The sequence below is a fragment of the Micromonospora sp. NBRC 110037 genome (assembly GCF_001652995.1).
GTDB lineage: Bacteria > Actinomycetota > Actinomycetes > Mycobacteriales > Micromonosporaceae > Micromonospora > Micromonospora chalcea.
Genome location: NZ_BBVA01000005.1, coordinates 368,041 through 393,442 on the forward strand (window position 1 = coordinate 368,041; position 25,402 = coordinate 393,442).

Consider the following 25,402-nt stretch of genomic DNA (forward strand, 5'->3'; position numbering starts at 1 on the left):
GCCGGTCCGATTTCAGCGGGCGTGCTCGGCGAGCACCCGGACCACGTTCTCGGCCGCGCGGCCGTCACCGTACGGGTTGCCCCGCGCGGCGGCCGGCCGGGGCCGGGTGGCGGTCCGCACCCAGCCGTCGGCACCCAGCGCGGACGGGTCCGGAACCAGCCGGTTCCAGTCGTCCGCGAGGGTCTCCACCCACTCCGTCTCCGGGCGCAGCGTGGTGCAGGGCCGGTCCAGCAGGTACGCCTCCTTCTGCAGGCCGCCCGAGTCGGTCACCACACCGACGGAGCCGAGCACCGCGGCCACCATGCCGCCGTACGGCAGCGGCCGGCCCACGTGCAGCGCGCCGCCACCCAGCTTGATGCCGTGCTCCTCGGCGCGGGCCAGCAGGCGCGGGTGCGCCAGCAGGGCGACCGGCACCGGCAGCTCGGCGAGCGCGCCCACCAGCGCAGCCAGCCGCTCCGGGTCGTCGGTGTTCTCCGCCCGGTGCAGCGTGGCCAGCAGGTACGGGGCGTCCGGGTCGATGCCGGCCGGCAGCTCGGGACGCGGCTGGTCACCGGCCAGCACGGCGTCACGGACCCGCAGGCACACGTCGACCATCACGTCGCCGACCAGCACGGAACGGGCGGCCAGGCCCTCGGCGGACAGGTGGCGCACCGCCTCCTCGGTGGGCGCCAGCAGCAGGTCGGCGCAGTGGTCGGTGAGGACGCGGTTGTGCTCCTCCGGCATCCGGCGGTTGAACGAACGCAGCCCCGCCTCCAGGTGGGCCACCGGCAGGTGCATCTTCACCGCGGACAGCGCGCCGGCCAGCGTGGAGTTGGTGTCGCCGTACACCAGCACCCAGTCGGGTCGTTCGGCCGCGAGCACCGGATCGAGGGCGGCCAGCGTCTTGCCGGTCTGCACGCCGTGGCTGCCGGAACCGATGCCCAGGTGCACGTCCGGGTCGGGGATGCCGAGCCCGGAGAAGAAGACGTCGGAGAGGTCGGCGTCGTAGTGCTGCCCGGTGTGCACGATGACGTGCTCGTGCTCCGTGGCGGCGAACGCCGCGGCGATCGGTGCGAGTTTGACCAGCTGGGGCCGGGCGCCAACGATGCTGACGACCTTCATGTGGGTGATCCCTCCGATTGACTGTCCGTCCGACCGGGGCGGCGTCCGTGGGCGCCCCGCGGAACCGGCTGCGCCGGCCGGTGAGGGGAACCCCCACGCGGGCGATCCAGGCTAACATCGGGGCATTCCGCTTCTGGACGCCGACAAGGCCGGCACGAGCGCGAGGAAATCCCGTCATGGTCGAGTCGTCGGTCGTTCAAGAGCGCCCGCAGGAGCCGGCTGAGCCGCCCGCCGCCCGGCGGCCGCGTCCCCGGCCGCGCCCCGCGCAGCTCGTGCTCGCGGGCCTGGTCGTCGCGTTCGTCGCCGCGCGGCTGAGTATCGCCGCGCGGGCCGAGGCGTTCCGCACCTTCGACACCCGGTCGTACGCCGGGCTGCTCGACGGGCCGAACCCGACCGCGACGCTCTCCTTCACCGGGCACGCGCCGCGACTGTGGGGCACGCCGCTGCTCTACACGCTCGCCGGCAGCGATCCGGCCCGCGCGTGGGCGCAGGCCCTGATCAGCACCGCGGCGTGGGTGGTGCTCGTGCTGGCGCTCTGGACGATGCTGCGCGGCACGACCGCCCGGGTCTGCGCCGGGGTCGCGCTGTTCGTGCTGGCGCTGACCCGCGCGGTCTACGTGTGGGACCACACGCTGACCGCCGAGTCGCTCTCCATCAGCCTCGGCCTGCTCGCGTTCGGCCTGCTGGTGCTCTGGGTACGCCGGCGCTCGTGGCCGCTGCTCGCCGCCACGGTCGTGGTGACCGTGTGGTGGATGTTCGTCCGGCAGGACATGCTGCTGTTCATCGCGCTGGTGCCGGCGGTGCTGGCGGTGCTGGCGTGGCGCAGCCGCCCGCACCGCTGGGCGGCGGTGGTGGCGCTGGTCGCGATCGGCGCCGGGCTGGGCTGGAACGCGGCGCTGCTCGGTCCCACCGACGAGACGTTCGCCAGGTGGAGCGCGTCGGGCCGCTCGCAGACCGACGAGACGTTCCTCTACCGGCTGATGGTCGAGGTGCAGCGCGACCCGGAGATTCGGCAGGTCTACCACCGCGAGCTCGGCATGCCGCGGTGCGTGGCGATCGAGGACCCGAGCCTGGTCCGGCGGTGGAACGTCCGCAAGTTCTCCGAGGCGTACGCGAACTGCCCCGAACTGCAGCGGTGGGCCGAGGAGCACGAGATGGCAATCGGCTTCCGGTACGCGATGGCCGAGCCGGATCACTACCGCGAGATCATGGTCGGCCGGATCCTGCCGATGGCGCTGGGCAGCACCGAGTTGCACACGTACGGCCGCCCGGTGTCGATGCTGCCGGACGCGGTCGAGAGGGTCTGGTACCCGCGCCGCGACCTGGTGCTTCCTCTGCTCGCCGGCGCCGTCGTGGCGACAGTGCTGGCGTGCGTGCTCACCGGCGCGGTCCGCCGGCGGCCGTGGCTCGTCCTGGCCGGCGTGCTCGGTGTGGTGGTGAGCCTGGTCAGTGTGCTCGCCAGCCTCATGCTGTCCGCCGGGGAGTACAGCCGGTTCGGCATCCAGGAGGCGATCTACCTGCGGATCAGCCTGGTGGTGCTGGCCGTGGCGGCGCTCGACGCGGCGCTGACCAGGCCGTGGAGACGCGCCGGGCGGGCGGCCCGGGGGGTGCCGGGCGACGACGCCGCGCAGCCGTAAACTCCTGCCTCATGACCGTTCCGGACACCCGTCCCACCGACCCCGCTGCGGCCACTCCCGGCGACACCTCGCCCGGCGACACGGAGGTCCGCCGGGCGCCGGAGCCGGCGGAGACCGGGACGGACGACGGCGGCCGCACCGAGGCCGGCGACGGGACCGGCGAGCGGCCGGTCCGGCGGTGGAGCCGGTGGGACGGCGTCGTCGCGGCGGTCTACCTGGCCTGGGCGCTCCTGGTGACCGCCCGCGGGTGGCGCAACCCGGACGGACGCCTGCTCGGCAGCCGCCCGGACGACCAGGGATTCAACGAGTGGATGCTGGCGTACGCGGCGCACGCGGTCCGGCACCTGGAGAACCCGTTCTTCACCACCGCGCAGAACGCCCCCGACGGCGTGAACCTGATGACCAACGTCGGCATGCAGCTGCCCGGGATCCTGCTGTCGCCGGTGACGCTGCTGTTCGGCGCCCCGACGGCGTACGTGCTGCTGATGACGCTCAACCTGGTCGGCACCGGCTACGCCTGGTACCACGTGCTGTCCCGGCACGTGGTGCGGTCCCGTGCCGCCGCGTTCGTCGGCGGCCTGTTCTGCGCGTTCGCGCCGGCGTTGGTGTCGCACAGCAACGGGCACCCGCACATGACCGCGCAGTGGCTGGTGCCGCTGATCGGCTGGCGGGTGCTGGCGCTGGCCCGGGGCGGCCGGGTGCTGCGGGACGGGCTGGTGCTCGGCGCGCTGATCGCGGCACAGTTCTTCATCAGCGTGGAGATCCTCTTCCTGCTCGCGCTCGGCTGCCTGCTCGCCGCGCTGGCCCATCTCGCGCTGGCGCCGAAGGTCGCGTTGCGGCGCGCCCCCCGGCTGCTGGGCGGGCTGGGGGTGGCCGGCGCGCTGGTCGCTGTCGTCACCGCGTACCCGCTGTGGATGCAGTTCTTCGGGCCGCAGCACCGGATGGGGCACCCCGGCGGCCCCGACGTCTACGCCCTGAAGCTCGGCTCCTACGTGCGCTACGCGACCGAGTCGATCGCCGGCAGCCCGACCAGCGCCGGCGGGTGGGGCCCGAACACCACCGAGCAGGTCAGCTTCTTCGGCTGGTCGCTGGTGGTGGTGGCGGTCGCCGCCGCGTGGTGGCTGCGCAGGGAGGTCACCGTCCGGGTGCTGACCCTGGTCGCCGTGGTGTGCGCGCTGCTGTCGATGGGCACCACCTGGACGTGGGGCACCGAGCGGACCACGATCCCGGCGCCGTTCGCGTTGCTGCAGCACCTTCCGGTCTTCGACGCCGTGGTGGTGGCCCGCTTCGGGTTCATCACCACCATGGCCGTGGGTGTCCTGCTGGCGCTGGCTCTGGACCGGGTGGCGAGTCTCGCGCGTGACGGGGACCGGCTGCCGGCCCGGATCGCTGTCGTCGCGGTGGCTGCCGCGCTGGTGCCGATCCTGCCCACCCCGCTGCCGGCCCAGGGCCGTCCCGCGGTGCCGGACTTCGTCACCGCCGGCACCTGGCGTGACCACGTGGCCCCCGGCCGCACCCTGGTGCCGGTGCCGGTGGCGAACATGACCTCGGTCTACTGGGGCTCGGCGGCGCTGGCCGAGTTCGCGGTCCCGCAGGGCTACTTCCTCGCCCCTACGTCCAAGGACGACCCGACCGGGCGGTGGGGCGTCGAGCCGCAGCCGACGGCGAAGCTGCTCACGCTGGTCGCGGAGGGCAAGCGCGGCACCGACGTGACGCCGGCTGAGGTCGCCCAGGCCCGCGCCGACGCCCGCTACTGGCGGGCGGACGCGGTGGCGCTGCCCAAGCACCGCCGGCAGGAAGACCTGCGCGTGGTGCTCGACGCCCTGTACGGGCCGGGCCGCCAGGTCGACGACGTGTGGCTCTGGGACGTGCGGCCGTTCAGCAACTGAGCGGCGCGCCTACGGCGACCGGTTCCAGATGATCAGGACGTAGCCGCCGAAGTAGGCGGAGACGATCAGCAGCGGGGCCAGCACGGTGACGGCCCGGGCCCAGCCGGCCCGGGCCAGCGCGACGGCGACCGGCAGCAGGAGCGGGAACGCGGGCAGCAGGAAGCGCGCCTTCGCGTGGTAGTAGCCGGCCGCGCCGAGTGTGGTGAGCAGGATCAGGCCGCTGTAGAGCAGGAGCTGCCAGGGCTGCCGGTCGAGGGCGCTGAGCACGAACAGCGCCAGCGCGATCAGCACCACGAGCGTCACCACGTACATGGTCAGCGCCGTGGGCTGCGCCAGCACGCGCTGCGCCACCCGGACCGTGTCGGCGCCGAAGTCGAAGGTGGTGCCCCAGCCGGCGTCCTGGATGTGGAACCAGCCGTCCGGCCGCCCGGTCTGCCAACCCACCCAGGCCAGGTACCCGACCCAGCCGGCCGGCGCGATCACCAGCGCGGCCCACGGGCGCCAGCCGTCGCGGCGGCGCAACGCCGCGATCAGCGCCGCGAGACAGACCACGGCGAGCAACGCGGAGCCGGTCGGCCGGGTCAGTCCGGCGCACAGGCTGAGCACGGCGGCGAGCAGCCACGAGCGGCGCAGCAGCGCGTACAGGGACCAGGCGGCGAACGCGGTGAAGATCCCCTCGCTGTAGCTCATGTTCTGCACGATGCTGTGCGGCAGCACGCCCCAGAGCACGGCGAGCAGGATGCCGACGCGGCGGTCGTACAGCCGCTCGCCGACCGCGAACAGACCCCAGGCGGCGGCGAGCGCGGCGACGGCGGCGACCGCCAGCGCGGTGGCGCGCGCGCCGAGCGGGGTCAACGGCTCCAGCGCCCCGACCAGGCGGGGATAGAGCGGGAAGAAGGCCATGTCGCTCTGGACCCGGGCGTAGCCGTCGTAGCCGTCGCGCGCGATCCGCAGGTACCACACGCCGTCGGACCCGGTGAGCAGCGCGGCCGGCCGGGCCCCGGTGGCGCGGGCCCAGAGCCAGAGCGTGACCAGCCCCACCGCTCGCACGGCGACGTAGCCGACGAGCGCGGGCAGGGCGTTGCGGAAGGCGGTCGCCAGCCGGTGCCCGAAGGAGGCCCGGTGCTGGGAAACCGTCTCCGCGGGCGGCTGTTGGCCGCGCGTCGGTGCGGTCATGCGTGGTCCTGTCCGAGTGATCTTCGCCCCCGGCGTCGGCGTCCGGGGCGTCGGCGACCGGCGGGAGCGCTCGCCCGGGAGCCGGGTGCAGGGTAGCAACGGCGACACCGGCTTCCCGGCACGGCCGGGCATCGGCCTCCCGCGCCGCGCTTGTCGTACACTCGCTCGGGTCGCACGTGCGACAGTGGTTGACACGGAGACGGACGGGCATGGGTTCTGACGGGGCGATCTCTGCGGCGGACCTGGGGGCGGCAGCCGCGGCACGGGGCGCCGTCACGATCGACACCTCGGCCCGGACGGCGGCCGGGCGGTGAGCCGACCGGACGTCACGGTCGTCGTCGCGGTGTACAACACCATGCCGGACCTCACCACCTGCCTCGAGTCGCTCGTCAACCAGACGATCGGGCACGACCGGCTGCAGATCGTCGCGGTCGACGACGGCTCCACCGACGGCAGCGGCGCGGAGCTGGAGCGGTTCGCGGCGGCGTACCCCTCGGTCCTGACGGTGGTGCACCAGCCCAACTCCGGCGGGCCGGCCGCCCCCAGCAACCGGGCGCTGGACCTGGCCACCGGCCGGTACGTATTCTTCATCGGGGCCGACGACCACCTGGGCCGCGAGGCGCTGGAGCGGCTGGTGTCGGCGGCCGACCGGTGGGGCTCGGACGTGGTGCTCGGCCGCATGGTCGGCGTGAACAAGCGCTACGTGCACCAGGAGATCTACGACCGGACCCGGTCCGACATCGACCTGTTCGACTCGCCGCTGCCGTTCTCGCTGTCGAACACGAAGCTGTTCCGGCGGGACCTGATCGAGCGTCACCACCTGCGCTTCCCGGAGGACATGGCGGTCGGCAGCGACCAGCCGTTCACGTTGGAGGCGTGCCTGCGGGCGGCCCGCATCTCGGTGCTCGCCGACTACGACTACTACTTCGCGGTCAAGCGCCTCAACTCCACGAACATCACCTACCGCAGCGACCATCTCGCCCGGCTGGAGTGTGTGGAGCGCATCGTCCGGTTCGTGGCCGACATGGTGGAGCCGGGGCAGCGGCGCGACGCGGTGCTGCGGCGCCACTTCGCCTGGGAGATCGCGAAGCTGTTCCGCCCCGACTACCTCAAGCTCGACGCCGAGACCCGGGAGCAGGTCCGGTCGCGGGTCGGCAAGCTGGTCCGGGAGTACCTCACCGACGGCATCCGCGACCGGCTCGACGCGGCCACCCGCGTGCTCGTCGGCACGGCCGCGTACGGCCGGCCGGAGGACCTGGTGGCGATCATCCGGCTGACCGCCGCCGACGGCCTGCCCTCGACGGTGGTCCGCGACCAGCGCTGGTTCGCCGCGTTCCCGGGCTTCGGTGAGGCGGGTGGCCTGAGTGACGAATGGTACGAGTTGGAGCCGGCGGCGAGCCGGTGGCTCGCCGCGCTGACCGCGGTTTCGGTACGCTCGGTGACCGGGCCCGACGGTGACCGGCGGGTGCAGATCCTCGCCCGCAGTCCCCGGCCGGATCTCGCCGACCTGGTCGGCGGGGACATGTCCGTGCGGGTGGGTGAGGCGGAGGCCGCCGTGCGGCTGCTGCCGGCCGACCCGATGGGCACGACTGTGGAGGCCACGTTCCGGCTCCCGGATCTGGCCGCCGACCTCGGTCCGGCGGGAACGACCCGGGCGGTCCGGGTCCGGGTGGCGGACAGCGCCGCCGTCCCGGTGCGGGGGTTCCGGCCGCCGCTGATCCACCGGGTGGTGTACCGCGACGGCACCCGACTGCATCTGGTCACGATCAACAACAACCACAAAGGTCACTTGGCGTTCACCGTCTGGCCGGTGACGCTTCGCCGGGTCGCGGCCCGTCTTCGGCGCCGGCTCCCCCGAGGAGGAAAGTAGTTCATGAACATCTGCGTCGTCGCGCTCGGCAAGATCGGTCTGCCGCTGGCCGTGCAGTTCGCGTCCAAGGGGCACCGGGTGATCGGCGCCGACGTCTCCGAGCGGGTCGTCCAGCTGGTGAACGACGGTGCGGTGCCCTTCCCGGGCGAGGCCGACCTGGACGTCAAGCTGAAGGAGACGGTCGCCGCCGGCCTGCTGTCGGCCACCACCGACACCGCCGCCGCGGTCGCCGAGTCGGAGGCGGTCGTCGTGGTCGTGCCGCTGTTCGTGGACGCCGAGGGCGTGCCGGACTTCGGCTGGATGGACGACGCCACCCGGGCCATCGCCCGTGGGCTGAAGCCGGGCACGCTGGTCAGCTACGAGACCACGCTGCCGGTCGGCACCACCCGCAACCGCTGGGCGCCGATGCTCGCCGAGGGTTCCGGCCTCACCGCCGGCACCGACTTCCACCTCGTGTTCAGCCCCGAGCGGGTGCTCACCGGCCGGGTCTTCGCCGACCTGCGCCGCTACCCGAAGCTGGTCGGCGGCATCGACGAGACGTCGGCCGCGCACGGCGTCCGGTTCTACGAGGCGGTGCTCGACTTCGACGAGCGGCCCGACCTGGACCGCCCCAACGGCGTGTGGGACCTCGGCTCGGCCGAGGCGTCCGAGCTGGCCAAGCTCGCCGAGACGACCTACCGGGACGTGAACATCGGCCTGGCGAACCAGTTCGCCCGCTTCGCCGACACCGTGGGCGTGGACGTCACCAAGGTCATCGAGGCGTGCAACACGCAGCCGTACAGCCACATCCACTCGCCGGGCATCGCGGTCGGCGGCCACTGCATCCCGATCTACCCGCGGATGTACCTGTGGAACGACCCGGCCGCCACCGTGGTGCGCTCGGCCCGCGAGGCCAACGCGGCCATGCCGGAGTACGCGGTCGACCTGCTCGCCGCCGCGTACGGCGACCTGACCGGGGTCGGCGTGCTGGTGCTCGGCGCCGCCTACCGCGGTGGCGTCAAGGAGACCGCCTTCTCCGGCGTCTTCCCGACCGTCGAGGCGCTGCGCCGCCGGGGCGCGGTGCCGTACGTGTCGGACCCGATGTACAGCAACGAGGAGCTTGCCGCGCACGGCCTGCCCGGCTACGACGGCGAGCCGCTCGGCGCCGCGGTGATCCAGGCCGACCACGCGGAGTACCGCACGCTCTCCCCGGCCGACCTGCCCGGCGTGACGGTGCTCGTGGACGGCCGGCGGGTCACCGACCCGGAGCGCTGGACCGGCGTGCGCCGGGTGGTCATCGGAGGCTGACCGCACACGCGCGTACCGGGCCCCGGCCGTGATCACGGCCGGGGCCCGTCGCGTGTCGCCACCAGCCGATCGGCGTCCGCCGTTCACCTGCCGGACACCCCGGCAATACTTGTGTCATGTGACCCGTTTAGGGTCGCAGCGGTCCGAATCGAACCTGGCCGACGTCGGGGCAGACAGGGAGCGTGTCGTTGTTGAGCAGAATTCGCAGCCAGCAGGGTCTCGCCGCGGTGGGCGCGACGCTCCTCGGCTACGCGGTCATGGTCCTTTCCGGAGTACTCGGCCTGGTGGTGCCGTTCGCGGTGGCCGCCGTGGTCGCCTTCGCCGGTGAACTGGCTCTGGCCGGGCGGCACACTCCGACCGCCGAACTGCTCGACAAGGCCGGGCTCGGCGAGACCTTCCGGCGGCTGGTGCGGGACCTGTCGGTGGTCCTGCTGGTGGTCGTCTCGGCCCGCCCCGGCGTGGCCGGCACGATCGCGGTGCTGCTGCTGCCCGCCGCGCTCTGGACCGTTGCGGTAGCCACGAACGCGCTGACGAAGGTGATCGACGGGCGGGTCGACCCCCCGGCGTACACCCGCAACATCGACCTCGGCGCGCTGCGGCGCGTCCCGGTGCCGCCGGCCTGGGCGCGGTGGCTGGCTGGGCTGAACATGCCGCTGCTCAACGTGCTGCTGGTGCCGGCGGCGGTGGTGGCCGCCGCGCTCGACCGGGTCGCCCCGGTGGTGGTCACCGGCCTGGTGACGCTCGCCGTCGGCCTGGTCACCGCCGCGGTGCTGGCGCTGACCGCGCTGCGCGGCCGGGGCAGCCAGCCGGGCGTGCTGCCGGCCGTGCACGACTGGATGGCCCGGGAACGGCCCGAGGTCGCGCTCTACTTCGCCGGCCCGGCCAAGGACGTCTACCAGGCCAACATGTGGCTCGCGCCGGTGGAGGCGACCGGTCGCCGCGCGGTGGTTCTGCTGCGCGCCGCTGACGCGTTCGAGCAGCTCGCCGACACCCGGCTGCCGGTCATCTGCGTGCCGGCCGGCGTCGACTTCATGAACCTCGACCTCAGCTCGCTGCGCGTGGCGCTGTACGCCGCGAACGTCGGCGCCAACATCCACCTGCTGCGGGAACCGGGCGTCAAGCACGTCTTCGTCGGCCACGGCGACAGCGACAAGCAGGCGAGCGTGAATCCGTACAGCAAGGTGTACGACGAGGTCTGGGTGGCCGGGCCGGCCGGGCGGGAGCGGTACGCGCGCGCCGACGTCGGCGTGCTGGACCGCGACATCGTGGAGGTCGGCCGGCCGCAGCTCGCCGGGGTGCACACGTTCGGCTCCGGCGCCGCCGACCACCGCTTCACCGTGCTCTACGCGCCCACCTGGGAGGGCTGGCTCGACGACGACCCGTACCACACCTCGCTGGTGCTGATGGGGGAGCGGATCGTCTCCGGGCTGCTCGCCGCCGGTGACGTGCGGGTCATCTACAAGCCGCACCCGCTGACCGGCAGCCGGTCGGCGAAGGCGCGGGCCGTACACGAGCGCATCGTGGGCCGGATCAAGGCGGCCGGCGGCGACACCGATCCGTCCTCGCTGGACGGGACCGCGCACCTGGTGGTCACCGGCCGCACGCCGGGGCTGTTCGACTGCTTCAACGTCACCGACCTGCTGGTCAGCGACGTGTCCAGCGTGGTCTCCGACTTCGTGCAGAGCGAGCGGCCGTACGTGGTGGCGAACCCGGCCGGCCTGTCCGAGGACGAGTTCCGCCGGCAGTTCCCGACCGCGCGCGCGGCGTACCTGCTCTCGGCGGACTGCGGCGAGCTGGCGAAGATCCTCGACGTGACGCGGTCCGGCGACGACCCGATGACCGGGGCGCGACGGGAGCTGAAGGAGTACCTGCTCGGCCCGGCCGGGTCGAACCCGATGGACCGCTTCCGGGACGAGATCGGCCGGCTCTGCGGCTGAGGCGTACCCATGACGAGGGGCGACGACCGGCCTGGTCGTCGCCCCTCGTCGCCTGGTCAGCCCTGGTGCGGCGGGTTGTCGACGTCGCGGGAGACGACCTCGCCCTTGGCGTCGACCCAGCCCTTCGGCCGGGCCGGGTTGCCGGCCACCAGCTGGTACGGCTTGACGTCGCGGGTCACCACCGAACCGGCGGCGATCATCGCGTACTCGCCCACCTCGATGCCGCAGACGAGCGTGGCGTTCGCGCCGATCGAGGCGCCACGCCGGATCAGCGTCGGCGTGATCGTCCAGTCCGGATTCTGCGCGCGCGGGCGGAAGTCGTTGGTGAACACGGCGCAGGGACCCACGAACACCTCGTCCTCGATGGTCACGCCCTGGTAGACCGAGACGTTGTTCTGGATTTTCACCAGGTCGCCCACCGTGACGCCCGCGTCGACGTAGACGTTGCGGCCGATCACGCAGCCGGCGCCGACCTGCGCGCTCGACCGGATGTGCGCCAGGTGCCAGACCTTGGTGCCGTCGCCGACCTTGGCGCCGTCCTCCACGTCGGCCGTCGGGTGGACGAAGACGGAGGCGGACCGGTCGTTGCTGTCAGTCATCTCAACTCGCATCGTGGCAGGGCGCGTCGCGCCGTCGGGCGGGCTCGACGCAGCATAACGAGCGCTCACCCGAGCAGTTCGGCCACCGCGTCGGCGGCGGGCCGGTCGGCCGGCAGCGGATGCGCGGCGACGACAGCGTCCACCGGCAGCGCGGCGTACAGGTGCGGGAACAGCGCGCCGCCGCGGGACTCCTCCCAGCGCAGCGCGTCGCCGAGCCGGGACTCGTCCACCGCGAGCACGGTCAGGCCGGTGACCCCGGCGAAGAACCTCCGCGCGGTCTCCACCACCTGGTCGGCGGCGGACAGGTGGACGTAGCCGTCCTGCCGGTCCATCGCGGTGCCGGCGAACCGCCCGTCCGCCCGTGCCCGCGCCCACTCGTCGTCGGAGAGAATCTTGTAGATCACGCCAGCAGCCTAGAGCGGCCTCGCGTCCCGGCGGCGCGTCTGCCACCATTCGCAGGGCACACGTCGAGCGGAGGGAGGAACGGGTGCGGATCCTCCTGGTCGAGGACGACCGTCGGGTCGCCGCCGCGCTGTCGTCCGCGCTGACCCGGCGCGGCTACCAGGTGGAACACGCCGCCACAGTCGCCGCGGCGCTCTCCGCCGCCCCCTGCGACCTGGTGCTGCTCGACCTGACGCTGCCCGACGGCGACGGCACCGAGGTGTGCCGCGAGCTGCGCCGCCGCAGCAGCCAGCTCGGCATCATCGCGGTGACCGCCCGTGGCGAGGAACGCGACCGGGTGCTGGGCCTGCGGCTGGGCGCCGACGACTACGTGGTCAAGCCGTTCTCGATGGTGGAGTTGCAGGCGCGCATCGAGGCGGTGCTGCGCCGCGCCGCGCACACCGTCCCGGAGCGTCACCTCATCGAGGCCGGGCCGGTGCGCATCGACGTCGGCGGCCGGACGGTGAGCGTGGACGGCCGGGACGTGTCGCTCACCCGCAAGGAGTTCGACATCCTGCTCTCGCTGGCCCGCCAGCCGGGGGTGGCGGTGCCGCGCGAGCGGATCCTGCTCGACGTGTGGGGCACCACCTGGGCCGACCGGCACACCGTGGAGGTGCACGTCGGGTCGCTGCGCGGCAAGCTCGGCGACGCGACGCTGGTGGAGACCGTGCGCGGGGTCGGTTACCGGCTCCGCGGCGCGTGAGGAGGGGCCCGTGCGGCGCCGACTGGTGATCAGCTACCTGCTGCTGATGGTGCTCGTCCTGATCGCCCTGGAGACGCCGCTGGCGTTCACGCTGGCCTCCCGGGAGACCGACCGGGTACGCGCCGACCGCCTCGCCGACGCCACCCGGTTCGCCTCGCTCGCCGGCCCGGCGCTGCGCGGCGGCAGCCCCGGTCCGCTCGACGGGGAACTGGCCGCCTACGACGCCCTCTACGGCATCGGTGCCGCGGTGGTGGACCGGGAGCGCCGTACCGTGGCCGCCTCGTCGGCCTGGGAGCCGGGCGCGGGCACCGGCGCGGCGCTCGACACCGCGCTGTCCGGGCAGCAGTTCAGCGGCCCCGAGTCGGTCTGGCCGTGGGACGGCGGGCCGGTGGTGACGGCCGTGCCGATCAACGACGGCGGCGAGGTGCTCGGCGCGGTGGTGACCACCAGCCCGGCGGACGGGGTGCGCCGCACCGTCAGCGCGTGGTGGCTGCTGCTGGCCGGCATCGGCCTGCTCGCGGTGCTGGCCTGCGTCTCGACCGCGTTCGGGCTGGCCGGCTGGGTGCTGCGCCCGGTCACCGAGCTGGACGCGGTGACCCACGAGATCGCCGAGGGCCGCCGGACCGCGCGGGTGCGCCCCCGGCTCGGCCCACCCGAGCTGCGCCGGCTCGCGACGAGCTTCAACGACATGGCCGACGCGGTCTCCGACGTGATGGACCGGCAGCGCGCCTTCGTCGCGCACGCCAGCCACCAGCTCCGCAACCCGCTGACCGCGCTGCGGCTGCGGGTCGAGGAACTGGGTCCCAGCCTCAGCGACGCGGACGGGCGGGCCGAGCACCGGCTGGCGCTGGAGGAGACCGACCGGCTGGCCACCGTGCTCGACGCGCTGCTGACCCTGGCCCGCGCCGAGCGGGAGGAGAACCAGCGGGTCACCGTGGACGCCGCCGCCACCGCCGCGTCCCGGGTGTCCGCCTGGCTGCCGCTGGCCCGGCACTGCGACGTCGCGCTGCGCCTGGACGCGGACGGCGAGCCGGTGTACGCCCGCACCGTACCCACCGCCATCGACCAGGCGCTGGACGCCCTGATCGACAACGCGGTGAAGTTCAGCGGGGCCGGGGGAGAGGTGACGGTGACGGTCCGCGCCGCCGAGGGCGGTACGACGCTCACCGTCCGGGACACCGGCCCGGGCATGACGGCCAGCCAGCTCGACCAGGCCACCGAACGGTTCTGGCGGGCGCCGGACGTGCAGAACGTGGACGGCGCGGGACTCGGGCTGACCATCGCGGCGGTGCTCGTGGACGCCTCGGACGGCCGGCTCACCATGCGCCGGGGCGAGCCCCGGGGCCTGGTCGCCGAGTTGTGGTTCCCGGCGCCCGCCGACGATCCGGGTGAGGCCGGCGGGGAGGCCGAGACCGCCGAGCCGGTGGGCCCGCGACACGACGGCGAGCCGGCCACCCGCTGACCGCGCGCGGGCTCAGGGCTTCGCGGCGCGGTACCACTGCGCCGCGCCCGGGTGCAGCGGCAGCGGGGTGGTGACGATCGCCGACCGCTGGCTCATCCGTCCCGCCGCCGGGTGCGCGGCGGCCAGTTCCGCCCGGCGCTCCATCAGCAGCCGGGTCACGTCGCGCACCAGCGCGGCGGGCAGGTCGGCGCGGACGATCAGGTAGTTCGGGTTCGCCACCGTGCTGACCGGCTCCGCCTGGTACATGGAGCGGGGGATGTCCCGGGTCACGTAGACCTGCCCGTACCCGCGGCGCAGCGCCTCGGTCCACTCGCCCAGGTCCACGATCCGCAGCGAGGTCCGCTCCGCCAGGTCGGCGACGCCGCGTACGGGCAGTCCGCCGGAGAAGAAGAACGCGTCGATCCGGTCCTCCCGCAGCGCGGCCATCGAGTCGTCCAGCCCGAGGTGCTCCTGGCGGATCCGGTCGCCGTCGAGCTGGGCCACCTCCAGTAGGCGGGTGGCGGTGATCTCGGTGCCGGACCCGTCGGCGCCCACCGAGACCCGCCGGCCGCGCAGGTCGGCGAGCGTGCGGATCGGGCCGCCGGCGCGGGTGACCAGGTGCAGCAGGTCGTCGTAGACGCGGGCCACGGCGAGCACGGACGGATGCTCGGGTTCACGTGCCGGGAGCACGTCGGCCTGGGTGAAGCCCAGTTCCGCCGCGCCGGACCCGACCAGCCGGACGTTCTGCGCCGAGGCGGCGGTGACCACCACCTCGGCCCGTACCCCGGGTAGCTCCCGGTTGAGCACGGCGGCGAGCGACTGGCCGAAGGCGTGGTAGACGGCGGTCGGGCTGCCGGTGGCGATGCGGATCCGGGTCGGCTCGGCCGGCTCGTCCCGGCATCCGGCCAGGCCGGAGACGAGCAGCAGCACCAGCACGAGCGGGGCGGCGGCGCGCACAGGCCAGTGTCGGCTCACGGGCTGCACTCTGCGCCGTGCACCCGCCGCCGCGCAAGCCCGCCGCCGGGCCGGTCAGCCGGCGGCGGCCAGCTCCGCGCTCTCGGTGATCCGGGTCCGGTGCTCTCCGTTGGGCACGATCACCAGGAAGCAGCCCGCGCCCGGCCGCAACGCCGCCGGCACCTCCAGCAGCGCCGCGCTGCGGACCAGCACCGCGGCCAGGTCACGGTCGGCCAGCCGGATGCCGAGGCAGTGCCGGCGTACGTGCCGGCCGCCGGCGAGCAGCGCCGCCCGCCAGGCCGCCGCCGCCAGCCGGGGCCGCCAGAGCCGCCGCGCCGCCGAGGCGCCCGGGAACGGCCCGCCGAGCAGCTCCCGGCGGCCCTGCCGCCAGCCGGTGGTGAGCAGATTCGCGTACGCCGCCCGGTGCTGCGGCGGCACCGCCAGCCGGTGCAGCTCGTAGCGGCGGCGCAGGCCACCGGTGGTCAGTTCGTGCTGCACCGGCACGTCGAGTCGACCCAGCAGCTGCCGCATCCGGTGCGCCGCGTCCTCGCGGTTGAACTCGGCGATCCCGCCCCGGTGCGGTCCGGGGTCCAGGCGGCGTACGTCGGCGGCCGGCGGCGGCGTGCAGCGCACCATGCAGGCGATCTCGAAGGCGTCGGTCAGGGTCAGCCAGTCCAGCGGCGGGGACGGGCGGGGGCGGTCGAGCAGCGAGGTGGGCTCGGCGAGCATCGGCGCAGCTCCTCGGTCAGAGTCGGGGTACCTCTACCGTTGCCGCCAACGGCCGGGTCGGGAACCGATGCGGCCGAGCCTTGAGCAAAATTTGCGGGAAGCCCGCCGGTCAGAGTTCGGTGACCACCAGGTCGACCTGCCGGGGCCGCCCGGCCGCCCGGGGCGCCTCCTCGACCGTGTACTTCAGCTCCCGCAGCGCCCCCACCAGCGCGTCGGCGGTACGCGGCCGGGCGTCGGCGAGCAGCAGATCCCGTACCAGCCGGCCCTTCGTCGCCTTGTTGAAGTGGCTCACCACCGACCGGGTCGGCGTGCCGTCCACGGTCCGCTCGTGCAGCACCCGCACCGTCACCGTCCGCTCGGCGAGCGCGCCGCGCGGCGTCCAGGTGGCCGCGTACGCGCCGGAGCGCAGGTCCAGCACCGGGCCGCGTCCGGCGGCGGGCTCCAGCACCGGCCCGAGCGCGCCACGCCAGTACGCCGACAGCGCCCCGAGCCCGGGCAGCCGCGCCCCGATCGGGCAGCGGTACGGCGGGATCCGGTCGGCGAGGCGTACCGCGCCCCACAGCCCGGAGCTGATCAGCACCTGGCGGCGGGCCGCCCGCTGCGCGTCGGGCGGCAGTGTGTCCAGGCCCAGCGCCTCGTAGAGCACGCCGGTGTAGAGCCGCCCGGCCGGGGCGGTCGCCGCCTCCCGCAGCCGGGCGTTGCGGCGCAGCTCGCCGCGCTGCCCCTCGGTGAGGCCCAGCGCGGCCAGGGCCGCCGCCTCGTCCGGCCCGGCGCACAGGTCGACGAGCGCGGTCAGCACCGCCTCCCGGGCCGGGTTCAGCTCGGTCAGGGACAGCCGGGACAGGTCCAGCCGGCGGCCGGTGCCGGCCTCGGCCTTCCCCTCCGACGGGGGCAGCAGGATGAGCACCGGCACAGCGTACGGGCCGGGCTCAGCGCCACGGCCGCACGGCACGGTCGGGGTGGTACACGCGACTGCCGCCCACCTCGGCCACCACCGCCGCGTCGGCGCGGTCACCAAGCAGCCGCCGCAGTGTGCGCTCGGCGGGGGAGCCGACGTCCAGCACGTACCCGGGCTGTTGCGCGCGCGCCACCCGCTGCCAGTACGCCGGATAGCGGTTCTGCCCCGGCGTGAGCGCCCCGTCGAGCACACCGCACGCGACCGTCTCCCCGGTGTTGAAGATCAGCCGGTTGCAGGTCCAGTAGTCCCCGTACACCTCGTGCAGACCGGCGTTCCGCACCGTGTCGGCCAGGCGGCGGGCCGTGCGCTCCTCCTCCCGTACGCCCGGCACGCCGGGCAGGAACGCCACGGTCCCGGCCAGCGTGGCGGCGGTCAGCCCGGCCAGCACCACGGCCGCCGTGGCGCCGCCGAGGCGGGCGGCCGGACCGGCGGTTCTGCGCAGCGCGTGCGCGGCGGCCAGCCAGAGCGGCCACAGCACGGCCGGCAGCGAGATCTGCAGCACCGACAGGTACCTGGAGTTGCCGAGCGGGTCGGTCGCGGCGAGCGGGCTGCGCACGTACGCCAGCAGGGTCAACGCCGCGCCCACTACCAGCGCGAGGATCGCCGCGGCCCGGACCCGCGCGGCGTGGTCGGCGGCCCGGCGGTACGCGACCAGCCCGAGCGCCGCGGCGGCCACCAGCAGCACCGGGTAGAGCACGCCGAACCACTGCGCCCAGCGCGCGCAGCCGTCCATCGGGCACAGGCCGGACGCCAGCGGCACCCCTTCCAGCAGTCCGCCGCGCAGCCGTTCGGCCAGCGACGGCGCGACGCCCTCCTTGGTGCTGATCTCCCGGAACACCGACAGCGAGTCCTGCCCGGCCGGCGCGACGATGTTGTCCTTCACCACCGGCGCGATCCCGGCGGCGAAGCCCGCCACCAGCAGCACGCCCGGCCAGCCGATCAGCTCCCGGGGCATGGCCAGGACCAGCACCACGCCCGCCACCAGCAGGTACGGCGCGATCAGCCAGTCCGACCAGAGCGCCAGCCCGGCGAGCAGCCCGAACGCGCCGGTGGCCAGCCAGCGGTGCCGGACCCGCTCCTCGCCGAGCGTGACCGCGAGCAGCAGCATCGCCAGCACCGCCGGCTTCACCTCGGGACGGCCGCCGACCACTGTGAGCTGGTCGCGGACCACCCGCTCCGAGCCGAGCGCCAGCAGGCCCACCACGACGACCGCCAGCCAGGGGGAGAACAGGCGGCGGGTCAGCCGGTACGCCAGCCACAGGAACACCGCGAACAGCGCGAGCAGCGGCAGCCGCAGCACCGGCCAGCTCGGCCCGGCCCAGCCGACCAGCGGCGCGGCCAGGTAGGACTCCAGCACGCCCATGTAGCGCTGGCCGTAGAGGAAGACCGGCCGCTCACCGCGCTCGGCGATGTGCAGCGCGGCCAGCCCGAACGTGGCCTCGTCGCTGTTCGACGCGGGCACCGTGAGCAGCGTCAGCACCAGGCGGTAGCCGACTCCGGCCACACCGAGCAGCAACGCCACCAGCGCCGGCGCGTCCGGACGCGGCCGCACCCGGTCCCGCTTCGTCGTCGACACGACCAACGCCCCCGTCGTCGCCCCGACCGCAGTCTGTCACGGCGGAACGCGGCTCCGAGGGCCGATCGGTGTGGATCACTCGCGTGGCCGGGCCCGGCCGGGTGTGGCAGTGTTGCAGCGTGCCACCCACACCACCGGACCAGCTTGCCGTACCGCGACTGCACCGCGCCGCGCGCTTCGAGGACGCCGTGCACGGCCTGGTCGAGCGCCGGTTGCGGCGCACCGGGTGGCAGCCCAACATCATCGCGTACGCGGGCTACGGCGCCCCGGGCTGGGCGCGGGTGCTCTGCCGGGTGCTGCTGGGCCGCCCGGACACCCGGCGGCGGGGCCGCCTGGACAAGGTGCGGGGCTGGCGCAGCTTCGCCACGCTGCCCGCCAAGCACATCCGGGTGACCATCGAGGCCGACGGCGTGCGCCAGGAGGTGACCGCCGACCGCAGCGGGTTCGTCGACACCGTGATCGAGGCCGACTTCACCCCCGGCTGGGGCTGCGTACGCCTCAGCGTCGCCGACGCCGAACCGGTGGAGGCGCTGGTCCGCGTGCTCGACCCGGCCGTCCGGTTCGGCATCCTCTCCGACATCGACGACACCGTCATGGTGACCGCGCTGCCCCGGCCGCTGCTGGCCGCGTGGAACACGTTCGTGCTGGACGAGCACGCCCGCACGGCGGTGCCGGGCATGGCGGTGCTGTACGAGCGGCTGGCCACCGCCCACCCGGGCGCGCCGGTGTTCTACCTGTCCACCGGCGCCTGGAACGTCGCGCCGACGCTCACCCGGTTCCTGTCCCGCCACCTCTACCCGGCCGGGCCGCTGCTGCTCACCGACTGGGGGCCGACCGCCGACCGGTGGTTCCGCAGCGGCCGGGAGCACAAGCGGGCCACGCTGGCCCGGCTGTCCCGGGAGTTCCCCGAGGTGCGGTGGCTGCTGATCGGCGACGACGGGCAGCACGACCCGGAGATCTACCGGGAGTTCGCCGCCGCGCACCCGGACCACGTAGCAGGGGTGGCGATCCGGCAGCTGTCGCCGACCCAGTCGGTGCTGGCCGGCAGCCTGCCCGCCCCCGCCGGACGGCCGTCGTCCGGCCCGGTCGGCCAGAAGTGGCTGAGCGCCCCCGACGGCGCCGGCCTCTGGAAGCTCCTCCGAGAAGCCGACCTGGTCTGACCGCCGGCCCCTCCTCTTCGCGTCGATCATGAGGTTGACCGCCTTTTAGAGATCAACAACTGCCGTCAACCTCATGATCGGCGGCCGACTGTCACGGCGTCACCACGATCTTGCCCGTCGCCGTTCCCTTCTCCAGGTACCGGTGCGCCTCGACGATGTCGTTCAACGTGAACACCCGGTCCACCATCGGTTGCAGCACGCCGGTGCGGACACCAGCGGCCAGGAACGCGGCGACGCGCCGGGCGGTCACCGGGTCGACCATGTCCGCAAAACTCATGTAGCGATAGATGGTCAGTGACGGATTCGCCGGGAACGACGCCGGGCGCGGGTCCAGCCAGCCCACCGTGGCCAGGGTGCCGCCGAGCTTCGCAGCCAGCGACAGCTCGGCCAGGCCCGGGCCCATGACAGCGTCCAGGATGATGTCGGCGCCCACCCCACCGGTGTGCCGCCGGGTGGCCTCCCCGATGTCCTCCCGGTCGGTGGCGATCACCGCGGCGGCTCCGGCGGCCAACAGGCTCTCCACTTTGGCGCTCTGCCGGGTGACCGCGATCGGCACGGCGCCGATCTGGTTGGCGATCTGGATCGCGGCCCGCCCGACACCGCCCGACGCCGCGGTGATCAGGACCTGGTCCCCGGGCCGCATCCCGGCTCTGTCCACCAGCGCGCCGTAGGCGGTGAAGTACGACACCCAGAGCGCCGCCGCAGCGACGGGCTCCAGCCCGGCGGGCCGTGGCACGACCCGGTCGGCCGGCAGCACTGTGTACTCGGCGTACGCACCCCTGGTCTCGAAGTCGGGTATCGCACCGAGGATGACCGGGTCGCCGACGGCCAGCCCGGTCACCCCGGACCCGAGCGCGTCGATCACACCGGTCCCCTCGACGCCCAGCCGCGCGTGCGGCAACGGCACGGGCCGCGGGGACTGCCCGGCCCGGACCATCTGGTCGAGCGGGTTGACCGCGAAGGCCTCGATCCGTACGCGTACCTCGCCGGCCGCGGGCTCGACGACCGGCTCGTCGACGACGCGCAGAACGTCCGGACCGCCGGTCTCGTCGAACACGACTACTCGTGGCATGAATGGCTCCTTGCGTTCCTGAAGGGCTTCGCCGCAAGACGCTACGGAGCCGATAGGAACCCGCTGGTACCTTTCGACTTTGTGCACGACACCCCGGGCCCGGTCTTCCTCGCCGATTGCCCCACCCGCCTGGCCGTCGAGATCATCACCGAGAAGTGGGCGGTGATCGTGCTGTTCGCACTCAGCCTGCAACCCCGGCGCCCCGGCGAGCTGGCCCAACTCATCGGCGGCATCTCCCACAAGGTCCTCACCCAGACCCTGCGCCGCCTGCAGGCATACGGCCTGGTTGAACGCCACGCCTACGCCGAGGCACCCCCACGCGTCGAGTACAGCCTCACTCCACTCGGGCAGACCCTGGTCGAGCCGATCAAGGTTCTGACCGACTGGGCTCGAGACAACGGCGAAGCGATCATCGACTTCCAGGAACAGAACGAGTGCTGAACCAACCCGCCCAACCGAAGACGCTGTCTCAGTGCCGGCCGCCGTGGCTGTTCTGGCGGTACTCGCACTCAGGCAGTTGCGGGTAGGAGCCAGAGAACGCCCAGCGGGGGGATACGCAGGGAGGCCGACGCGGGCAGGCCGTGCCAGGGGATGTTCTCCGCGTGCACCTCGCCCAGGTTGCCCACCCCGGACCCGCCGTAATGGTGGGCGTCGGTGTTCAGCGCCTCGGCCCACGTACCGGCCGCGGGCAGGCCGATCCGGTAGTCGTCCAGCGGCAGCGCGGAGAAGTTCGCCACGCACAGCAGCGTCTGCCCGTCCGGCGCGATCCGAATAAACGACACCGTGTTGTTCGCGACGTCGTCACCGGCGATCCAGCGGAAGCCGGCCGGGTCGGTGTCCTGCGCCCAGAGCGCCGGGCTGGCCCGGTAGACCCGGTTCAGGTCGGCGACGAGCCGCTGCACGCCCGCCCGGGCCGGGTCGTGGGTGAGGTACCAGTCGAGGCCGCGCTCCTCGCTCCACTCCCTGTCGTCGGCCAGCTCGCAGCCCATGAAGAGCAACTGCTTGCCCGGGTGCGCCCACATGTACGCCAGCAGCGCCCGCACGGTGGCCAGCCGCTGCCAGGTGTCGCCGGGCATCTTGCCGGCGAGCGAGCCCTTGCCGTGCACCACCTCGTCGTGGCTGATCGGCAGCACGTAGTTCTCGCTCCACGCGTACGCCAGCGAGAACGTGAGCTGATGGTGGTGGTGCTGCCGGTAGATCGGGTCCTTCGAGGTGTAGAGCAGGGTGTCGTGCATCCAGCCCATGTTCCACTTGAACCCGAACCCGAGCCCGCCCTCGGAGGTGGGCTTCGTGACGCCGGGCCAGGCGGTGGACTCCTCGGCGATCATCAGCACGCCCGGGTGGTGCCGGTAGACGGTGGCGTTGACCTCCTGGAGGAACGCGATCGCCTCCAGGTTCTCCCGGCCGCCGTGCACGTTCGGCGCCCACTGCCCGTCGGAGCGGGAGTAGTCCAGGTAGAGCATCGAGGCCACCGCGTCCACGCGCAGCCCGTCGATGTGGAACTCGTCCAGCCAGTACAGCGCGTTGGCGACCAGGAAGTTGCGCACCTCGTTGCGGCCGAAGTCGAAGACGTACGTGCCCCAGTCGGGGTGCTCGCCGCGACGCGGGTCGGGGTGCTCGTACAGCGGGGTGCCGTCGAAGCGCGCGAGCGCCCACTCGTCCTTGGGGAAGTGCGCCGGCACCCAGTCCAGGAGCACGCCGATGCCGGCGGCGTGCAGCCGGTCCACCAGATACCGGAAGTCGTCCGGGTCGCCGAACCGGGCGGTGGGCGCGTAGTAGCCGGTGACCTGGTAGCCCCACGAGCCGCCGAACGGGTGCTCCATCACCGGCAGGAACTCCACGTGGGTGAAGCCCATCTCCAGCACGTACGCGGTGAGCTGCTCGGCCAGCTCCCGGTAGCCCAGGCCCGGCCGCCACGAGCCCAGGTGCACCTCGTACACGCTCATCGGCTCCTGGTGCGGCGCCTGCCGCGACCGGCGCGCGAGCCAGTCCGCGTCGCCCCACTCGTACCGTGACTCGTGCACCACCGACGCGGTGGCCGGCGGCACCTCGGTGCGCGCGGCCATCGGGTCGGCCTTGTCCCGCCACCTGCCGTCGGCGCCCAGGATGCGGTACTTGTAGCGGGTGCCCACCGGCAGGCCGGGCACGAAGATCTCCCACACGCCGCTGGACCCGAGCGACCGCATCGGCCAGCCGTCGTCCGGCGCCCAGCCGGTGACGTCGCCGATCAGCCGCACCGCGCGGGCGTTCGGCGCCCAGACGGTGAACGCGACGCCCTCGTCGAAGACCCGGGCGCCGAGCGCCGCCCAGAGCCGCTCGTGCCGGCCCTCGCCGATCAGGTGCAGGTCGAGGTCGCCGAGCGTGGGCGGATAACGGTACGGGTCGTCGTGCGTCGTGCCGTCCACCTCGACCCGGTAGTCGAGCACCTCGCCGGGGAGCACCGCCTCGAAGACACCGGCGTCGTGCACCCGCTTCATCGGGTGCGCCTCGCCGTCGACGAGCAGCGTCACCTCGCCGGCGCCCCGGCGCAGCGTCCGGATCGTGGTGCTCCCGCCGGCCGGGTGCGCGCCGAGCACGGCGTGCGGGTCGTGTACCTCGCCGGTGATCAGCTGGTCCATCGGGCGTCGTCCTTGTCGGCCGGTGCGGTCGGGGCGGTGCCGCCGGAGAGGTCGGCGGGTACGTCTTCGACTGTCAGGTCTGGTGCGGCCGGCTGCTCCGGTTCGGCGGGGGCCGGTGCGGCCGGGCGGCGCACGGTGAGCACGTGCGCCGGTTGCAGGTACGGGTCGAGGCGTACCGCGTTGCGCTGCCCCCAGTCGTACTCGGCGCCGGTCAGCTCGTCGCGCACGGTGAACCGCTCGTGCCAGTCCAGCCCGAGCGCCGGCATGTCGAGCGTGGTGTTGCCCCACTGCACCTCGCGGGAGTCGAACGAGCAGACCACGATCACCGTGTTGCCGGTCTGGAGGTCGTGCTTCGACCAGCACAGCAGCGCCGGGTTGTCGATGTCGTGGAACCGCAGGTTGCGCAGCCGGTGCAGGGCGGGATTGTCCCGGCGTACCCGGTTCAGCGTGGTGATGAACGGCGCCAGCGACCGGCCCTGCGCCAGCGCGGCGTCCCAGTCCCGGGGCCGCAGCTCGTACTTCTCGTTGTCCAGGTACTCCTCGGCGCCCGGACGGGCCACATGCTCGAACAGCTCGAACCCGGCGTACATGCCCCACGAGGGGGAGAGCAGCGCGGCCAGCACCGCCCGGATCTTGAACATCGGCGGGCCGCCGTGCTGCAACGACGAGTGCAGGATGTCCGGCGTGTTCGGCCAGAAGTTCGGCCGCATCCAGTCGACCGAGGCGACCAGCTCCTCGCAGTACTCCCGCATCTCGGCCGCCGTCGTGCGCCAGGTGAAATAGGTGTACGACTGGGTGAAACCGATCTTGCCGAGCCCGTGCATGATCGCCGGCCGGGTGAACGCCTCGGCCAGGAACAGCACGTCCGGGTCGACCTTCTTGACCTCGGCGATCAGCCAGTGCCAGAAGTCGAACGGCTTGGTGTGCGGGTTGTCCACCCGGAAGATCCGGATGCCCTCGCCGACCCAGTGCAGCACCACCCGCAGCACCTCGGCCCGGATGCCCTCGGGGTCGTTGTCGAAGTTCAGCGGATAGATGTCCTGGTACTTCTTCGGCGGGTTCTCCGCGTACGCGATGCTGCCGTCGGCGCGGGTGGTGAACCACTCCGGGTGCTCGGTGACCCACGGGTGGTCCGGCGCGCACTGCAACGCCAGGTCCATCGCCACCTCGAGACCCTGCTCGGCGGCGGCCGCGACGAAGTCGCGGAAGTCTTCAGGCGTACCCAGGTCGGGGTGGATGGCGTCGTGGCCGCCCTCGGCCGCGCCGATGGCCCACGGCGAGCCCACGTCGTCTGGCCCGGCGGTGAGCGCGTTGTTGCGGCCCTTGCGGTTGACCCGGCCGATCGGGTGGATCGGCGGCAGGTAGAGCACGTCGAAACCCATCGCCGCGACACCCGGCAGCCGCTCCATGGCGGTGGCGAACGTGCCGGAACGGGCGGGCGCGTCGACTGTCGCCGGGACCGCGCCCTCGGAGCGGGGGAAGAACTCGTACCAGGCGGAGAAGAGCGCCCGCGGCCGGTCCACCCAGAGCGTGCGCTCCTCGCCGGTGGTGACCAGCTCACGGACCGGGTGCTCCCAGAGCAGGTCGGCCAGGTCCAGCGCCGCGCTCACCCGCCGCGGCAGGTCCAAGCCGTCGTCGGCCAGGGCCCGCACGGCTTCGCGTACGCGATCCCGGTCGGCCTTCGGCACCAGCTCCAGCGCGGCGGTCAGCACCCGTACGCCCTCGGCCAGGTCGTTCGCCAGCTCGGCCGCGCCCTGGCCGGCGGCGAGCTTCTTGGTGACCGCGTTCTGCCAGGTTAAGTACGGATCCTGGAACGCCTCCACGGCGAAGCGCCACAGGCCAACCGCGTCCGGGCGGATGGTGGCGTGCCAGCGGTCCTGGCCGGGTTCGCCCGGGCGCATCCGGGTGAACGGGCGGGCCGCGCCGTCCGGGCCGAGCCAGACCACGTTGCACCCGAGCGCGTCGTGGCCCTCGCGGTAGGCCCGCGCCGACACCGGCACGACCTCGCCGACCACCGCCTTGGCCGGGTAGCGACCGCAGGAGACGACGGGGGAGACGTCTTCGATCGGGAACCGTCCAGTCACCCGCTCAACCTACTGCGCGAGATCCTCTCGCGCTCGGCGACTTCACCTGAGCCCTCAACCCGCTCACGAGGGCGTCGAGTTCGTGCCGGTGAGGCACCCGTGCCGTTCCACCGAACGAGCGTGGGCTGCGGTGAGTGGAACGCTATGGGTGTCAAAAGGGCGCTGAGGCA

Annotated in this window: 20 protein-coding genes; 9 read left to right on the top strand and 11 right to left on the bottom strand. The window is 73.5% G+C overall.

Annotated elements, in window-relative coordinates; translation table 11 throughout:
* Positions 1–12 precede the first annotated feature (12 nt).
* On the bottom strand, positions 13–1,101 hold the full coding sequence (gene wecB, locus A4R25_RS17960) for a non-hydrolyzing UDP-N-acetylglucosamine 2-epimerase (RefSeq protein WP_043325111.1): 1,089 nt from the start codon (positions 1,099–1,101) through the stop codon (positions 13–15).
* Positions 1,102–1,277: 176 nt separating this feature from the next.
* On the opposite strand from wecB, the gene A4R25_RS17965 reads away from it, so the two are divergent.
* Both A4R25_RS17965 and A4R25_RS17970 read left to right on the top strand, forming a co-directional pair.
* Complete coding sequence (locus tag A4R25_RS17965) at positions 1,278–2,738, top strand: hypothetical protein (RefSeq protein ID WP_064447477.1); 1,461 nt, start codon at positions 1,278–1,280, stop codon at positions 2,736–2,738.
* Positions 2,739–2,749: 11 nt separating this feature from the next.
* Positions 2,750–4,627 (top strand): hypothetical protein, encoded by a 1,878-nt coding sequence (locus A4R25_RS17970; protein WP_064447478.1) that lies wholly within the window; start codon positions 2,750–2,752, stop codon positions 4,625–4,627.
* A gap of 9 nt (positions 4,628–4,636) precedes the next feature.
* Here A4R25_RS17970 and A4R25_RS17975 read toward each other — a convergent pair whose 3' ends face one another.
* The gene (locus tag A4R25_RS17975; protein ID WP_064447479.1) at positions 4,637–5,803 is read right to left on the bottom strand and encodes a hypothetical protein; all 1,167 of its coding nucleotides are present in this window, start codon (positions 5,801–5,803) and stop codon (positions 4,637–4,639) included.
* A gap of 310 nt (positions 5,804–6,113) precedes the next feature.
* On the opposite strand from A4R25_RS17975, the gene A4R25_RS17980 reads away from it, so the two are divergent.
* The 3 genes from A4R25_RS17980 to A4R25_RS17990 all read left to right on the top strand — a co-directional run bounded on the left by A4R25_RS17980 (position 6,114) and on the right by A4R25_RS17990 (position 10,897).
* Entirely contained in the window at positions 6,114–7,673 is a 1,560-nt protein-coding gene (locus tag A4R25_RS17980; RefSeq protein ID WP_043325108.1) for a glycosyltransferase, read from the top strand.
* Between the two features lie 3 nt (positions 7,674–7,676).
* Positions 7,677–8,960 (top strand): nucleotide sugar dehydrogenase, encoded by a 1,284-nt coding sequence (locus A4R25_RS17985; RefSeq protein ID WP_043325107.1) that lies wholly within the window; start codon positions 7,677–7,679, stop codon positions 8,958–8,960.
* Between the two features lie 188 nt (positions 8,961–9,148).
* Complete coding sequence (locus A4R25_RS17990; protein WP_064447545.1) at positions 9,149–10,897, top strand: CDP-glycerol glycerophosphotransferase family protein; 1,749 nt, start codon at positions 9,149–9,151, stop codon at positions 10,895–10,897.
* A 56-nt stretch (positions 10,898–10,953) separates the two neighbouring features.
* Here the strand turns inward: A4R25_RS17990 and A4R25_RS17995 are convergent, their stop codons facing one another.
* Positions 10,954–11,496 (bottom strand): acyltransferase, encoded by a 543-nt coding sequence (locus tag A4R25_RS17995; RefSeq protein WP_030499741.1) that lies wholly within the window; start codon positions 11,494–11,496, stop codon positions 10,954–10,956.
* A 65-nt stretch (positions 11,497–11,561) separates the two neighbouring features.
* Entirely contained in the window at positions 11,562–11,900 is a 339-nt protein-coding gene (locus tag A4R25_RS18000; RefSeq protein ID WP_064447480.1) for a DUF952 domain-containing protein, read from the bottom strand.
* Positions 11,901–11,983: 83 nt separating this feature from the next.
* On the opposite strand from A4R25_RS18000, the gene A4R25_RS18005 reads away from it, so the two are divergent.
* Both A4R25_RS18005 and A4R25_RS18010 read left to right on the top strand, forming a co-directional pair.
* Positions 11,984–12,640, top strand: a complete 657-nt coding sequence (locus tag A4R25_RS18005; RefSeq protein WP_043325105.1) for a response regulator transcription factor — start codon at positions 11,984–11,986, stop codon at positions 12,638–12,640.
* Positions 12,641–12,650: 10 nt separating this feature from the next.
* Positions 12,651–14,102, top strand: a complete 1,452-nt coding sequence (locus tag A4R25_RS18010; RefSeq protein WP_064447481.1) for a HAMP domain-containing sensor histidine kinase — start codon at positions 12,651–12,653, stop codon at positions 14,100–14,102.
* Between the two features lie 12 nt (positions 14,103–14,114).
* Here the strand turns inward: A4R25_RS18010 and A4R25_RS18015 are convergent, their stop codons facing one another.
* The 4 genes from A4R25_RS18015 to A4R25_RS18030 all read right to left on the bottom strand — a co-directional run bounded on the left by A4R25_RS18015 (position 14,115) and on the right by A4R25_RS18030 (position 18,298).
* The gene (locus A4R25_RS18015; RefSeq protein ID WP_082931063.1) at positions 14,115–15,056 is read right to left on the bottom strand and encodes a TAXI family TRAP transporter solute-binding subunit; all 942 of its coding nucleotides are present in this window, start codon (positions 15,054–15,056) and stop codon (positions 14,115–14,117) included.
* 54 nt (positions 15,057–15,110) lie between these two features.
* The gene (locus tag A4R25_RS18020; protein WP_030499746.1) at positions 15,111–15,764 is read right to left on the bottom strand and encodes a hypothetical protein; all 654 of its coding nucleotides are present in this window, start codon (positions 15,762–15,764) and stop codon (positions 15,111–15,113) included.
* 109 nt (positions 15,765–15,873) lie between these two features.
* Positions 15,874–16,677, bottom strand: a complete 804-nt coding sequence (yaaA, locus tag A4R25_RS18025) for a peroxide stress protein YaaA (protein ID WP_082931064.1) — start codon at positions 16,675–16,677, stop codon at positions 15,874–15,876.
* 16 nt (positions 16,678–16,693) lie between these two features.
* Entirely contained in the window at positions 16,694–18,298 is a 1,605-nt protein-coding gene (locus tag A4R25_RS18030) for a hypothetical protein (RefSeq protein WP_064447483.1), read from the bottom strand.
* Between the two features lie 119 nt (positions 18,299–18,417).
* On the opposite strand from A4R25_RS18030, the gene A4R25_RS18035 reads away from it, so the two are divergent.
* Entirely contained in the window at positions 18,418–19,458 is a 1,041-nt protein-coding gene (locus A4R25_RS18035; protein WP_043330371.1) for an App1 family protein, read from the top strand.
* A 91-nt stretch (positions 19,459–19,549) separates the two neighbouring features.
* Here A4R25_RS18035 and A4R25_RS18040 read toward each other — a convergent pair whose 3' ends face one another.
* Entirely contained in the window at positions 19,550–20,530 is a 981-nt protein-coding gene (locus A4R25_RS18040) for a zinc-dependent alcohol dehydrogenase family protein (protein ID WP_064447484.1), read from the bottom strand.
* An 81-nt stretch (positions 20,531–20,611) separates the two neighbouring features.
* On the opposite strand from A4R25_RS18040, the gene A4R25_RS18045 reads away from it, so the two are divergent.
* A complete protein-coding gene (locus tag A4R25_RS18045; RefSeq protein ID WP_064447485.1) occupies positions 20,612–20,971 on the top strand; it encodes a helix-turn-helix domain-containing protein in 360 nt (119 codons plus the stop codon).
* A gap of 68 nt (positions 20,972–21,039) precedes the next feature.
* Here the strand turns inward: A4R25_RS18045 and glgB are convergent, their stop codons facing one another.
* Together glgB and A4R25_RS18055 are read right to left on the bottom strand one after the other, a co-directional pair.
* Positions 21,040–23,148 carry a 1,4-alpha-glucan branching protein GlgB gene (glgB, locus tag A4R25_RS18050; RefSeq protein ID WP_064447486.1) on the bottom strand — a complete coding sequence of 703 codons (2,109 nt, stop codon included), beginning with the start codon at positions 23,146–23,148 and terminating at the stop codon, positions 21,040–21,042.
* Positions 23,136–25,232 carry an alpha-1,4-glucan--maltose-1-phosphate maltosyltransferase gene (locus A4R25_RS18055; protein WP_064447487.1) on the bottom strand — a complete coding sequence of 699 codons (2,097 nt, stop codon included), beginning with the start codon at positions 25,230–25,232 and terminating at the stop codon, positions 23,136–23,138. The genes glgB and A4R25_RS18055 overlap by 13 nt, the downstream gene beginning before the upstream one ends.
* Positions 25,233–25,402: the final 170 nt, after the last annotated feature.